At 31.2% G+C, this 13,258-nt stretch carries 17 protein-coding genes; 8 read left to right on the top strand and 9 right to left on the bottom strand.

The annotated features are described in order from the left end of the window. Positions 1 to 15: 15 nt before the first annotated feature. Complete coding sequence (locus tag HA145_RS02700) at positions 16 to 1,377, bottom strand: CPBP family intramembrane glutamic endopeptidase (RefSeq protein WP_209127734.1); 1,362 nt, start codon at positions 1,375 to 1,377, stop codon at positions 16 to 18. Positions 1,378 to 1,493: 116 nt separating this feature from the next. Here HA145_RS02700 and HA145_RS02695 point away from each other — a divergent pair, with 116 nt between their 5' ends. Continuing rightward, entirely contained in the window at positions 1,494 to 2,822 is a 1,329-nt protein-coding gene (locus HA145_RS02695) for a histidine phosphatase family protein (RefSeq protein WP_209127733.1), read from the top strand. A 51-nt stretch (positions 2,823 to 2,873) separates the two neighbouring features. On the opposite strand, the gene lepB is transcribed toward HA145_RS02695, so the two are convergent. From lepB to HA145_RS02670, 5 genes are all read right to left on the bottom strand, one after another. Continuing rightward, positions 2,874 to 3,533 (bottom strand): signal peptidase I, encoded by a 660-nt coding sequence (lepB, locus tag HA145_RS02690; protein WP_209127732.1) that lies wholly within the window; start codon positions 3,531 to 3,533, stop codon positions 2,874 to 2,876. A gap of 29 nt (positions 3,534 to 3,562) precedes the next feature. Further along, positions 3,563 to 3,919 (bottom strand): Spx/MgsR family RNA polymerase-binding regulatory protein, encoded by a 357-nt coding sequence (locus HA145_RS02685; RefSeq protein WP_209127731.1) that lies wholly within the window; start codon positions 3,917 to 3,919, stop codon positions 3,563 to 3,565. After that, on the bottom strand, positions 3,916 to 4,470 hold the full coding sequence (locus HA145_RS02680) for an inorganic diphosphatase (protein WP_209127730.1): 555 nt from the start codon (positions 4,468 to 4,470) through the stop codon (positions 3,916 to 3,918). The genes HA145_RS02685 and HA145_RS02680 overlap by 4 nt, the downstream gene beginning before the upstream one ends. Next, positions 4,460 to 4,714, bottom strand: a complete 255-nt coding sequence (locus HA145_RS02675; RefSeq protein ID WP_209127729.1) for a hypothetical protein — start codon at positions 4,712 to 4,714, stop codon at positions 4,460 to 4,462. Before HA145_RS02675 ends, HA145_RS02680 begins: the two co-directional genes overlap by 11 nt. A 96-nt stretch (positions 4,715 to 4,810) precedes the next feature. Next, positions 4,811 to 5,161 carry a resolvase gene (locus HA145_RS02670; protein WP_209127728.1) on the bottom strand — a complete coding sequence of 117 codons (351 nt, stop codon included), beginning with the start codon at positions 5,159 to 5,161 and terminating at the stop codon, positions 4,811 to 4,813. Between the two features lie 174 nt (positions 5,162 to 5,335). On the opposite strand from HA145_RS02670, the gene HA145_RS02665 reads away from it, so the two are divergent. The 4 genes from HA145_RS02665 to HA145_RS02650 all read left to right on the top strand — a co-directional run bounded on the left by HA145_RS02665 (position 5,336) and on the right by HA145_RS02650 (position 10,011). Further along, positions 5,336 to 7,138 carry a proline--tRNA ligase gene (locus tag HA145_RS02665; RefSeq protein ID WP_209127727.1) on the top strand — a complete coding sequence of 601 codons (1,803 nt, stop codon included), beginning with the start codon at positions 5,336 to 5,338 and terminating at the stop codon, positions 7,136 to 7,138. A 26-nt stretch (positions 7,139 to 7,164) separates the two neighbouring features. Then, a complete protein-coding gene (gene psb27, locus HA145_RS02660; protein ID WP_025926148.1) occupies positions 7,165 to 7,602 on the top strand; it encodes a photosystem II protein Psb27 in 438 nt (145 codons plus the stop codon). Between the two features lie 81 nt (positions 7,603 to 7,683). After that, entirely contained in the window at positions 7,684 to 8,994 is a 1,311-nt protein-coding gene (locus tag HA145_RS02655; protein WP_209127726.1) for an adenylosuccinate synthase, read from the top strand. A 15-nt stretch (positions 8,995 to 9,009) separates the two neighbouring features. Then, entirely contained in the window at positions 9,010 to 10,011 is a 1,002-nt protein-coding gene (locus HA145_RS02650) for an adenosine kinase (protein ID WP_209127725.1), read from the top strand. 6 nt (positions 10,012 to 10,017) lie between these two features. Here HA145_RS02650 and cutA read toward each other — a convergent pair whose 3' ends face one another. Together cutA and cobK are read right to left on the bottom strand one after the other, a co-directional pair. Further along, positions 10,018 to 10,323: a divalent-cation tolerance protein CutA gene (gene cutA / locus HA145_RS02645; protein ID WP_209127724.1), complete on the bottom strand. Its 306-nt coding sequence runs from the start codon at positions 10,321 to 10,323 to the stop codon at positions 10,018 to 10,020. Between the two features lie 13 nt (positions 10,324 to 10,336). Further along, positions 10,337 to 11,134 (bottom strand): precorrin-6A reductase, encoded by a 798-nt coding sequence (cobK, locus tag HA145_RS02640; RefSeq protein ID WP_209127723.1) that lies wholly within the window; start codon positions 11,132 to 11,134, stop codon positions 10,337 to 10,339. 28 nt (positions 11,135 to 11,162) lie between these two features. Between cobK and HA145_RS02635 the strand changes: the two genes are divergently transcribed. Next, positions 11,163 to 11,588, top strand: a complete 426-nt coding sequence (locus HA145_RS02635) for a single-stranded DNA-binding protein (protein ID WP_209127722.1) — start codon at positions 11,163 to 11,165, stop codon at positions 11,586 to 11,588. On the opposite strand, the gene HA145_RS02630 is transcribed toward HA145_RS02635, so the two are convergent. Continuing rightward, a complete protein-coding gene (locus HA145_RS02630; RefSeq protein ID WP_209127721.1) occupies positions 11,589 to 11,771 on the bottom strand; it encodes a hypothetical protein in 183 nt (60 codons plus the stop codon). Positions 11,772 to 11,813: 42 nt separating this feature from the next. Between HA145_RS02630 and HA145_RS02625 the strand changes: the two genes are divergently transcribed. Then, complete coding sequence (locus HA145_RS02625) at positions 11,814 to 12,344, top strand: DUF2854 domain-containing protein (RefSeq protein WP_209127720.1); 531 nt, start codon at positions 11,814 to 11,816, stop codon at positions 12,342 to 12,344. 60 nt (positions 12,345 to 12,404) lie between these two features. Further along, complete coding sequence (gene argB, locus HA145_RS02620) at positions 12,405 to 13,256, top strand: acetylglutamate kinase (RefSeq protein ID WP_209127719.1); 852 nt, start codon at positions 12,405 to 12,407, stop codon at positions 13,254 to 13,256. The last annotated feature ends 2 nt before the right edge of the window (positions 13,257 to 13,258 follow it).

Here is a 13,258-nt window from a genome sequence, read left to right as displayed (position 1 = left end):
TAAAAATTAAATTCTTTATGTCCTCAATAGGAACAAATTTAAGAAAGTCAATCCATTCCATAAAGAATGCATAATCACTGATGAAAACAAACTCCCTGAAGCAATTCTTGTAATTGCTAATCCAATCCCTAGAACAAATAATGGCGGCATTTCTCCCAAACTTAAATGGGCTAATGCAAAGATAAAAGCTGAAACTATGATGCCCGAAATTACTCCAAAATCTCTTGAAAGAGTTGGCAGTAAAATACCGCGAAATATAATCTCTTCAAATAGAGGAGCTAATAGAGTTGTTGTTACAAGTAATAGAAAAAATGATAAGTAATTATTATTATTAAGAACAATTTCCAGCAAGGGGTTACTACCATTCTGATTATCGATCAGACTATTCATAATTAAAGAGATCAATAAAACAAAAGGAACAATTGTTAACCAACCTATAATTCCCTGAAAAATTGCATATTTTATTGGCAAGAAATTGAACTGCAAATAATCCTTTTTAAAAGAAAATTCACCATTCAAGGATTTAATTTGATAAAAAACTATCCATAATGGCGGAATAGCCATAAAAATATATCCAAAGAAAATTTTTAAAGATTGAGACAATTCATTAGAGATATTTTTAGAAAAAAGTTCAACCAAACTGATAGAAAATAAAGGTGATACCACTTCTCCTAAAACAACAAATCCACCTGCAATTAATAAAACCATATCTATTAATTCTAAATCTAAAGATTTAATTTCTTTCCAACCAAACTTTTTCAAAGATATGGTTTTCCATAATATTTTTAAAGCCAGAATAGAGCCAATAAGTATTGTTAAAAGTGGAATTAGCCTTATGGCTAATATTTTAAAAAACATTTTTCTTGAAAATGATTTTGTTATTAATTCACTATCGTCAAAATCAAATTTCCTGCTTAAAAGGTGATATAAAAATCTATCACCTTTAAATAAATCAAATTTATCAGAATTTGCTTTATATGAGTTATTATTAGATTTTTTTTCTATCTCATCAATCAGAAATTTAAAGTTTTTATCTTTAAAATCTTTGGATATATTTTCATAAATTAAGGAATCATTTGATTCTGAAGTGATTATTCGAATTAATTTATTTCTTTCTGTTAGCTCTTCAAATGAGACATCAGAGAGTGATTTATTAATTTGATCAACAGGATCATCAATGATAAAAAATTTTTTAAGATTTACAGGTATTGATTGGACAGATAATTCAGCAATTTCTTGCTCTTTTTGACTAATATCAAATGAAACAGATGGTCTATTTAAACTATCTCTTAAGCCTTGTTGCCATACAAAAAAAGTTATGACGATAGAAATAAAAGCTAAAGTGAGTTTTGACTTAGAACTATTTTTAAAGATCATAACTTATTATATTCTTGAAAACTAAAGTTAGTTATCATTGAATTTCCTTATATTTATGTATCTATTTTAATCACGCCATGAGATGATTAAATTATCTTAATTTTCAAATTTATATAATGGCTATAAGATTAGTTTTAGTTAGGCACGGACTAAGCAGTTTCAATGCAAAAGGATTAATTCAAGGAAGAACAGACGATTCATTATTAACTGATGAAGGATACAAACAAGCCCGAAAAGCAGGAAAAGCATTATCAAAAATAAACTTCGATAAAATCTATTCCTCTCCACTTGTGAGAGCGGCAGAGACTGCAAAAACAATTAAAAAGACCTTCAATAAAGAACAAGATATTGTATTCGATGATAATTTGCTAGAGGTAGATCTTAGTGAATGGTCTGGTCTAAAAATTGATGAAATAAAAAAGAAATTTCCAGAAATTTACCCTATATGGAAAAGTGATCCAGAAAATCTAATCTTAAAAAGAAAAGACAATAAAACTTATAAACCAATTCAAGAGTTATTTTTTCAAGCAACAAATTTTGTAGAAGATATTTTAAAAATTTATCTAGACAAAGATGATGCAAATATTTTAGTTGTAGGACATAATGCTATTCTCAGATGTTTAATCCTCTCGCTATTAGGAAAGCCTAAGCAAGGTTTTAGGAAAATAAGATTAGAAAATGCCTCTTTATCGATACTCAATATATCAAGGGAGGATAACTCTTTTAAGACCCAAATTGAATGCTTAAATCAAACTTCCCATCTGAATAAAAATATTCCAAATCAAATTGGAGATTCCAGAATATTTCTAATAAGGCATGGTGAAACTAACTGGAACAAAGAAGGTAGATTTCAAGGGCAAATTGATATTCCTTTAAATGAAAACGGGAAAGACCAAGCTAGAAAGACTTTTGAATATTTGAGAAATATTTCTTTCAATAAGGCATTTTCAAGTTCAATGCATCGGCCTTATGAGACCGCACAAATAATCCTTCAAAATAGAAAAGATTTAAAAATAGAAAGAATAGATTCACTTGTAGAAATTAGTCATGGATTATGGGAGGGTAAACTGGAAGCAGAAATCAGAGAACAGTGGCCCGTTTTATTAAAAAATTGGCATGATAAACCAGAAGAAGTAATAATGCCTGAAGGTGAATCTATAAAAGATGTATCAGAAAGGTCTATAGAAGCTTTTGGCAAGATTTGTTTATCTCAAAAGGATAATGATCTTAGCCTTCTGGTTGCTCATGATGCAGTCAATAAAACTCTAATTTGCAAAATCCTTGGGATTAATTATTCAAATATTTGGATGATAAAACAGGGCAATGGCGGCATAACTATAATTGACCTTTTTAAGGATCCCAATAAGCCCCCTGTGATTAGCGCTCTTAACATTACAACACACCTTGGGGGGATACTTGATTCAACTGCTTCAGGAGCACTTTAAAATAAGCCTTGTTAAAAATTTATTTTGATCAAGTCAGAGTCAAAAAAGGCTTTATTTACTGAAAAAGCCAACTTGACTAAGAGGCCAAAATCTGAAATATGCTTTACCAATTATCTCTTTTTTATGAAGAAATTTACTTCCAGGCCAATATCTTCCATCCCAGCTATTTGCCCTATTATCACCTAAAACTAAAAAATGATCTTCTGGCACTTTTATATTTTCAAATTCACCACATTTATTAAAGAGGGATAATGAGCACTTATAAGAGACATAGGGTTCAGAAATCAATTTATTATTTATTATTAATTCACCGTTATTGTTTACACTGACAATTTCCCCTGGAAGTGCCACAACTCTTTTAATATATGCATCGCAAGCTTGATCCCTCAAACCAGGAATAAAAGACATTGGAGGAAAACTCATAAAAAAACAATATCTTTTTTTGGGTAAAGGCTTAGATCTTGATGAAATTAATTTTTCGTCAAAAGAGTAAGGTGAATTAAAAACAACGATATCTCCTCTTTTTGGTAAAGAGTTTCTTAGTGAAAATTTTTCAATAATTAACCTATCGTTTATTTGTAATTCTGGGAGCATTGAACCAGAAGGAATATAACGTGGTTCTGCGAAAAATGATCTACAAGAAGAAACAAAAAAAGTTAATAGAATTAGTAAACCCCATTCTTTTAAAAAACTTTTAATATAAATAGGCATAAAATTAATGAAGTCTTGATTTTTTAAACTTATAAGAATTGTTTGGCATATTCACTTTCGTTAAAACCTAATATTACTTTTTTTCCTTCGTAAATCAAAAATGGTCTTTTTATTAATTTTCCATCACTTAAAAGAAGTTGAATAATTTCTTCCCTTGATAAACCATAAATATCAAGATTAAGAGCTTTAAAGACTTTACCTCTTGTATTGAAAATCCTTTTCTTATCTTCGGGGTATTGTTCTAAGGCTAGATTTAAATAATTAACAAGTGGTGGTTCTTTTACAATATCAATTAACTGGAATTCTAAATCTTTGCTTTTAAGCCACTTTGCAGCTTTTCGACAAGTAGAGCATTTTAAATAACTATAAAAAATTATTTTTTTCAATTTAATTTACTAATTTTTGATTTCTTAAGTACTTTAAAGTTTTTCTTTTTTAAAGGTATACAACTTTTCAATAAACTTTCAACCACGTCAAAATCCCTCCAACCATCTATTTGAACTGTTCTTCCATCAAGTCCTTTACTTGTTCTAAAAAATTCAGCAACATCCTCAAGCTGATTAGGGGCAATTTGATTAATACTCAATATATTAGCCTGCCTAGGATTCGCCATAGGCACACATAAAAGTTTTCCATCATAAGCACCACAATCATGCATATCCAAAACTCCAATAGGTCTAGCTTTTATAAGACAACCAGCAAAAGTAGGCTCGTCCATTATCACCATTGCATCAAGAGGAGCTCCATCATCAGCTAGGGTGTTTGGGATAAAACCATAATCAAAAGGGTACCTCACTGAAGAATGCAATACTCTGTCTAAAGCCATTATTCCTGCATCAGAGCAATATTCGTATTTATTCCTACTCCCTGCAGGTATTTCAACAACAATATTTACAATTCCCTTCATTGGAGATGGAGGTATTGAACTAAGGTCCATCTTTTTTAAAATCGTGATTATGAATTATCTCGTTTCCTTGAGTTAAAGGTCTGCCAATTAAAACGCTTATTGAAGGTAATAAAATTGTCAAAAAGGCAAAAATAATACCTAAAGATGTTATAGATAAACTCCTTATACTTAAGGGGTCATCATCATCTCTTGCAAAATCACTTCGAGCAGAAACAAGAGAAGATTCTTCGCTTGATTTACTTTGAATAAACTGCTTTGATTTCGTGTAACTCAAGAACTCTTAATTGGTAAAGATTAATGAGATAATTAAACATGATTATTTTACATTCAAAATGTCAATAAATCAAAATATTAATTGGTAACTTTTTAATTACTTATTTTCTAGTAAAGTCCTAATAGATTTTAATTCGTCTAATATTTGTACCAGTATATTTTGAGCAGCAGAGGACGGTGTATTAAAGACCTCAACAGTTACTTCTTTAATTCTTAGAATATCTTTTGCAAATCTCGCAACTTCATTAGGATGGAATTTTAACGGGTCTTTTTGATCAGTTCTAAATTCAGGATTTAATTTCCTCGGATTAAAGCTAGGGTTTAGATTTCTTAAATCTGTATTTGTATACCTGTAGACAGAAGCTCTAGATCTGTTTAGGAATTTTTGAACTTCATCAATACCTACTAATTCCTCTTCACTTGAAATATTGGAATCTATATTTTCCATAAACTTAAGAAAATGTTTTAGTAATAATAAATTTTTAAAAGAGTTTGAACTTCATTACTGAAGAAGTTAGCAGAAAGAATATTTTTAGACTAGCCGCGTTGAGGGACTCAAGACACTTTAAATTCTTTTTTCATCTTAATTGATAAAATTAAGTATTAATAAGGACTTTTTTGTATGCGCGTGACAACCTCATTTCCTCTGGGGACACTTCGTGACACACCTTCTGAAGCTGAGATTATTTCACATCAATTACTTTTAAAAGCAGGGTATATTCGAAGAGTTAACAGTGGTATTTATGCATACATGCCAATAATGCTTAGAGTTATTGAAAAAATATCCGCAATAATAGAGAGAGAACTTAATAGTATTGGTTGTACAAAATTACTATTACCCCAACTTCATCCTGCAGATTTATGGAAAAAAAGTGAAAGATGGGAAGGATATACTGCAGGGGAAGGAATAATGTTTAATCTCAAAGATAGACAAGGTAAAGAATTTGGTTTGGCTCCAACTCACGAAGAGGTAATCACTAGTATTGCTTCAGAGACCATCAATTCCTATAAGCAATTGCCTCAATGTTTTTATCAAATTCAGACAAAATTTAGAGATGAAATAAGGCCAAGGTTTGGATTGATGAGAAGTAGGGAATTTATAATGAAAGATGGTTATTCTTTTCATTCTTCAGAAAACGATCTAGCTTCTTTCTATGAGAAAGTGGGCAATGCTTATGAAAATATTTTTAAATCTTGTGGACTTCAAACAGTAGGGGTTGAAGCTGATAGTGGAGCGATTGGAGGTGCCTCCTCTAAAGAATTCATGGTTACTGCTGATGCTGGGGAAGATTCCATTTTGTTTACTCAAAGCGGTTCTTATGCTGCAAATATTGAAAAAGCTGTTTCTCTACCCTCTCAACCTATTCCACTAAAAGATAATATTTCAGGGTGGTTGGAAACACCGCGACAAAAAACGATCCTCGATGTTTGCGAAAATAATAATTTAGACCCTAGTCAGATTATTAAAGTAGTAGTGTTCCTAGCACAGTTCGAAGGTAAATTTGAGGTTCCAATTCTTGCATGCATAAGAGGTGATCAGCATATTAATGAAGTAAAGCTTTTTAACTTATTAAATAAACTACATAATTTCAATCTCCTTAATCTTAAGAAGATTGAAGATAAAAGTACCATCGAAAAAAATTTAGTTGATTTTCCTTTAGGTTTTATCGGACCAGATTTAGATAATAAAACTATTAAAGCTAGTTCTAATTGGGATAAAAAATGGACCAGAATAATTGACCATTCTGCAAATAACCTCTCAAACTTTATAAGTGGTGGGAATAAAGTTAATTTCCATAAAGTTTTTCAAGAATTCTCTTTTGCTCCGAAAGATTATCTAATTGGGGATATCAGAAATGCCAAAAAAGGAGATAAAATAGATATTGATAGTAATGAGGAACTTAAAGAAAAAAAAGGTATCGAGATTGGACATATTTTCCAACTAGGTCAGAAATATAGTGAAAAATTAAATGCAAAGTTCTCTGATAAGGATGGTCAGTTAAAAAATTTATGGATGGGTTGTTATGGCATTGGAGTAACAAGAATAGCTCAAGCTGCTATCGAACAGAATCATGATCAAAAAGGAATTTGTTGGCCTATCCAGATTTCTCCTTTTGAAGTTATTATTATCCCAACAAACCTAAAAGATCCCATTCAAAGTGATCTTACTGAGCAAATCTATAACAACTTTTTAATTAATAAAATTGATGTCCTTCTTGATGATAGAAACGATAGAGCTGGAGTGAAATTTAAAGATGCGGAATTAATTGGTATTCCTTTTCAGATAATTATTGGCAGAGACTCTATTAATAAAGAAGTAGAACTTTTATGCAGAACAAATAATACTAAGCTTAAAATTAGTACTGATAAATTGTTAGAAACATTTATTTCCGAATCTGAAATAATGTACAATAAAAAGTCTTGAGGCTTATTTTTTTTGGGAGCTAAGTTATGTTACTGAAATGGACATCAAAATTATTTTTTAAGAATCTTACCAAAGCTATATCTTTTGCAATATCCTTAATTGTTGTTTTTACACTTTTTAGTTCCCCTTCCATAGCTGCAAAAACTGCTATGACAGGTGACTATACAAAGGATACAATTTCAGTTGTTAAAACATTACAAACAGCTGTTGATACTCCAAAAGATTCTCCAAATAAAGATGAAGTAAGAAGTGAGGCTCTTACACTAATAACTGACTATATTTCTAGATATAGAAATAGAGGGATGGTGAACAAAACGCAATCATTTACCACAATGCAAACAGCATTAAATGCTATGGCAGGTCATTACAAAAACTTTGCAAGTAGACCTTTACCAGATAAACTAAAAGAGCGTTTAACCAAAGAATTTTCTCTTGCTGAAAAAATGGTTCTAAGAGAAAGTTGATACAATTCATTTACTTTTTAAAAGTAAACCAAGATTTTTGAATATATTAAATATTCGCACAAAAATAATGCTCTTCTAAAATTGGCTAATGTTGTTGTAATCGGAGCCCAATGGGGTGACGAAGGAAAAGGTAAAATAACTGATTTACTTAGTCGTTCGGCAGATGTTGTCGTTCGCTATCAAGGGGGAGTTAATGCAGGTCATACTATAGTCGTAGATGATAAAGTCTTAAAATTACATTTAATTCCCTCAGGGATACTTTATAAAAATACTTCTTGTCTAATTGGTTCTGGAACTGTTGTAGATCCAAAAATCTTGCTTAAAGAAATTGACATGTTAATTGATAATGGAATTGATATCTCAGGATTACAAATTTCATCAACATCACATGTAACAATGCCCTACCACCGAATATTAGATGAAGCTATGGAGGCTGATAGAGGTTCAAACAAAATAGGGACTACAGGTCGTGGGATTGGCCCAACTTATGCGGATAAGTCACAAAGAAATGGCATTAGGATAAGAGACTTGCTCAATAAGGAAAGGCTAAGTGATGTGATCGAAATTCCATTAAGAGAAAAAAACGGTCTACTAGAAAAAATCTATGGCATTAAACCACTTAAATTAGAAGATATTGTTGAAGAATATTTTGACTATGGGGAAAGATTATCAATGCATATTGTTGACTGTACGAGGACTATCCATGCAGCCTCAAAAAACAAGAAGAATATTCTTTTCGAAGGTGCTCAAGGTACTCTACTTGACTTAGATCATGGGACTTATCCTTTTGTTACCTCATCAAACCCTATATCAGGAGGGGCATGCATTGGGGCTGGAGTGGGTCCAACTTTAATTGATAGAGTCATAGGTGTCGCAAAAGCTTATACCACAAGAGTAGGTGAGGGGCCATTTCCAACGGAATTACAAGGAAGTATTAATGATCAACTCTGTGATAGAGGCAGTGAATTTGGAACCACTACTGGGAGAAGGAGAAGATGTGGGTGGTTTGATGGAGTTATTGGTAAATATGCCGTATCTGTCAATGGTCTTGATTGTTTAGCCGTTACGAAACTTGATGTGTTAGATGAATTAGATGAGATTCAAGTTTGCATTGCATATGATCTCGATGGAGAGGAAATAGACTACTTTCCTACAAATTCAGATGACTTAAAAAAATGTAAGCCAATCTTCAAAAAATTAAAAGGTTGGCAATGTTCAACTGCAGACTGCAGAAAACTATCTGATCTCCCAGAGAATGCTATGAATTATCTAAGATTTTTAGCTGAATTAATGGAGGTTCCAATTGCCATTGTCTCGTTGGGGGCTAATAGAGATCAAACTATAGTCATTGAAGACCCAATACATGGTCCTAAAAGAGCACTACTAAGGTAATTTAGTTCCAAATTAATGAAGGAATCCTTTAGACATTTTGAACATAAAAAAGTTGATCTCATTGGTCTGGGCAACGCAATAGTAGATATTATTGTAAATATTGAAGATGAGTTTCTTGAGTTAAATAATCTGGATAAAGGATCAATGAATCTAATTAATTCTGATGAATCTCAGAGATTGTTAGAAAATTGCAAAGTGATCAAACAAATTTCAGGTGGATCCTCAGCAAATACCGTTGTTTCTTTGGCAGAATTAGGCAATCATGTGCAATTTATAGGAAGAGTGAAAAATGATCAATTTGGGGATTTCTTTTCTGACGATATAAAAAAAAGTAAAACTATATTTAACACTCCACCAACTATTGAAGGTGCTCCAACAGCTCATTCAATCATTTTGGTTACACCTGATGCACAAAGAACTATGTGCACTTACCTAGGAGCATCTGTAGAGTTTGAACCAAAAGACATTGACTTTACTGTAATTAAGGAAAGTAAATACTTATATTTAGAAGGATATTTATGGGACAGCGAATTAGCTAAAAAAGCTTTTATTAAAGCCGCACAAATTGCAAAACAATCTAATACAAAAATAATCCTTTCTTTATCTGATTCATTTTGTGTAGATAGACATCGTGAGAGTTTTTTGGAATTAATTTATGAATATGTAGATATTGTTTTTTGTAATGAATCCGAGGTGTTAAGTCTATTTGAAAATGACAAATTAGCAAGCTGCCAAGAAGACCTATCTTCCTTATGTGAATTAGTCATAGTAACTCTTGGAAGCAATGGTTCTCTCATCGTTAACAAAAATAATGTCGAAATAATTAAGTCAATAACGAAAGGCAAGATTATTGATACTACAGGAGCTGGAGATATCTATGCAGGAGGATTTATTCATGGATTAATAAATAATTGTTCCCTCAAAAAATGCGGAGAGATAGCTTCAATTTGTGCAGGACAAATAATTACACAATTAGGATCTAGATCAGATATTGATCTTAAAGAGTTAATAAAATAGATTTAATCAAATATTCTTATTCAACCAATCATAATATTTCATCTCAGCATGGTATTTTTTGTAAATAATTTGAGGAACTTCATATGTAGAATTTTTATTTACGAAATCAATTAAACAATCTTTAAATTCTAGTTTACTTTTTATTGTGATTTCAAACTCTTTAGTTTCTTCAATATCATCATCCCACTGATAAATTGAAAAAATTTGCTTTATCGAAACACAAGCTGCAAGTTTATTTTGTAATAGTAATTTAGCCATTCGCAAAGCATTTGCGTTACTTGATTCAGTTGTGATCATAACTAATACTTCCATAATGAATTAAACATCAATATTTTTTAATTATGTGATTTATCAAATTGTGATATTGATCAAAAGAGTAAGAATAATCATTTTTAACTTTTGGCCTTTTAACCAAAAATAACTTCATTTTAGTTCCAGAAACTATACTCTCCCAGTTTTTCTGAGAATAACTTCCAGACTCCCTGCATAAAACATAATCTATCTCCCAAAAATCACAAAGTTTTTTTTCTAAAATGCTTCTATTATTTTTACTCGGTTCAAGTATCGCTATATTTGAATTTTCAATACATGATCCAAAAGCTTTAGTTATACTTTCATAAGTTGGAAGTACCCTTGTAAATACATTTGCTTTACAATTCATATAATAATTAGCTGTATCGTTAAGGAATCTTGAGCCTATTGCAAGAAGAATATTCTTATTCTCAATATCAACGTTATTTATATCCTTTAAATCATCAATATAAAAAAAATTATTAGTGTTATTTATCAGAGATTTCCTCTCAAATAGTAAAAGAGGTGTATTAATCTCTTTACATGCATTATTAAGATTTTTAGAAATTATTACGGCAAACGGATGAGTAGCATCGATAACGCATGTGATTTTATTTTTATTTATGAAATTAATTATTTGATCTTTATTATTTAATTTCCCCGTAATGATATGTAACTTTGGATTTTCAATATAAGCTTGCCCTGCTTTATAAGTTAAAACACTTGCAAAGACTGAATAATTAAGTTCAAGAAGCCTATTAGCTATTACAGGTCCGTCCGAAGTTCCTGATAGGATCCAAACATTTTTATAGCAATTTCCTTGATTCTGCATCAGTATGTCTTTAATTAAATAGTAAGTAATGAATCATTGTTTAATTCAGGCGGTCATTAATAGCGCTCCCCAAATGAGGTATACCAAAGAAAACCAAACTCCAATTGCAGAAATGATTGTTAATTTTAAAGGATTACGTAGTGAAGATCCACCCAGAGATCTCAAGATCATAGGATGGGGAAATATTGCCCAAGAAATGGTAGATGAACTAAAGGAGGGGCAAAATATTGTTATTGAGGGACGTCTAAAGATGAATTCTGTCACTAGAAAAGACGGAACGAAAGAAAAGCAACCAGAACTAACAGCCTCAAAAATTCATCAAATGTCGCCTGTTGATGTTATTAAGTCTGATCAAAAAGAAAATAATGATTCATTTGAAAAAAAAGAAAACACCAAAAATTCCAGTTGGGATAGTTCACCTTTAGTACCTGAAGTTGATGAAATACCTTTTTAATCAAATATCAACATTATTTTCTTGAACACTTATAATAAATTTGCTTATTTTTCTTTCAAGTGCGGCAAGTTCGCTTCTAACTTCTGGCCATTTACCCTTATCAAGATTTTCTAAAAGCCATGCTCTATCTTGATCAAGTTTAAAAATCAAATCTCCTTGATTTGCAGTATTAGAATCTTGCATAATATTTGTTAGACCATTTAAAACTCATTCTACTAAATCAAAATGAAGAAATACCTATCCCCTGGAAACTTAATCGTAACCACTGGGGGTATATTAGCTTTTGTTGGAATGACTGCTTATTTTACAGACTCAGTAAATTTAAGTGTACCTACTTTTTTTTATGGAGTACCTATTTTTTTAATTGGATTAGGTTTAAAGACTTCCGAAATACCTCCTGTAGAGTTGTTTGACAAGAAAAATTTTGCGACAAATAAATTTAATAGACCAAAAGAATTAACAGCACTAGTTAAAGATGTTACAAGATGGAGATACGGGATAAAAGCTCATCTTGAATCGTCATTAGAATCTTTAAATTTGTGGGATGAGGATAATCCCCCTCAACTAAAAGAAATAGAAGAAATTAGAAAGGAAGAAAAAAATGGTCTCAGAATGCGCTTCGAATTAAACGCTGTCCCCCTAGAAAAATGGGTTGAAAAACAAGAAAGATTAAACAGGTTTTTCGTCAAAGGTCTTGAATCAGAATTTATTATCGACGATAATAAAAAAGAATTTGATTTTATTCTCTTTTATTGAATATAGGGATATATTTATAAAAACCGAATTTCTCAATCCAATCAAGTTTTAATTTTTATAATGAATGATTCTCAAAGAGTATCAATATTAAGCGAAGCACTTCCATATATTCAAAGTTTCTCAGGTAGAAAAATTGTTATCAAGTATGGAGGTTCTGTTATGGAGGATGATGATTTAAAAAATGCTTTTTTTAGAGACATAGCACTTTTATCAACAGTGGGGGTGTGTCCGATAGTGATTCATGGAGGTGGACCCGAGATTAATAATTGGTTAAAAAAATTAGAAATATCTCCTAAATTCGAAAATGGATTAAGAATTACTGATCAAAAAACAATGGATATTGTCGAGATGGTTCTAATGGGTAGGGTTAACAAGCAAATTGTAAAAGGTATCAATAAAACTGGATCCTTAGCTGTAGGAATATCAGGTCTTGATGGCAACTTAATTCAATCTAGAGAATTAGGAGATGGGAGCCATGGATTAGTGGGAGAGGTCACAAAAATCAATCCTGAAATATTAGATCCTATTATTGCTAAAGGGTATATCCCTATTATTTCTAGTATTGGATCAACCATTGAGGGTATTTCCCATAATATTAATGCGGATTTTGTTGCTGGAGAAATTGCTGCTGCAATTAATGCAGAAAAACTTATTCTTCTTACTGATACTCAAGGCATTTTAAAAGAAAAAAATAATAAAAATAGTCTTGTTGAAAAAACGAATCTCAAAGAAACAAGAGATCTTATTGAAAAAAATATTGTCACTGAAGGTATGATCCCAAAGACGGAATGCTGCATAAGAGCTCTAGCGCAAGGAGTCAAAGCAGCTCACATAATCGATGGAAGAATAGAACATTCATTACTTCTTGAGATTTTTACAAATTCTGGAATAGGTACAATGATAGTAGCCTAACC

This window comes from Prochlorococcus marinus XMU1411, assembly GCF_017696075.1.
GTDB classification, from domain to species: Bacteria; Cyanobacteriota; Cyanobacteriia; order PCC-6307; family Cyanobiaceae; genus Prochlorococcus_A; species Prochlorococcus_A marinus_V.
Note: the sequence above shows the minus strand (reverse complement) of the source record. Positions and strands in the feature narration are given on the sequence as shown.